Annotated in this window: 1 protein-coding gene; it reads right to left on the minus strand. The window is 61.7% G+C overall.

Annotated elements, in window-relative coordinates; genetic code table 11:
- Positions 1-295 (minus strand): ATP-binding protein (locus AB4Y32_RS40540; RefSeq protein ID WP_368726592.1); only part of this gene is annotated, 295 nt, incomplete at both ends.

Raw genomic sequence — 295 nt, forward strand, 5'->3', positions numbered from 1 at the left:
GTCGATAGCTGCGACCGTCGAACTCGAGCAGGTGGCAGTGATGCATGAGGCGGTCGAGGATTGTGGTGCTCATCGTGTTGTCGCCAAGGTAAGCGCCCCAGTCCTGGACGACGCGGTTGGACGTCACAACGACGCTGCGACGCAGCTTGTAGCGTTGGTGGATCAACATTTGCAGCAGCGCGCCGGCGTCGTCGGGAATCGTTCGTGACAGGAACAGGTCATCAAGCACGAGCAGATCGCCATCGAGGATGGCGCGCAGGCGCGTTTCCCGCTGCGCGGGTGGACTGAGAACGTA

This window comes from Paraburkholderia phymatum (genome assembly GCF_040965635.1).
In the GTDB taxonomy this organism is placed as follows: Bacteria; Pseudomonadota; Gammaproteobacteria; order Burkholderiales; family Burkholderiaceae; genus Paraburkholderia; species Paraburkholderia phymatum_B.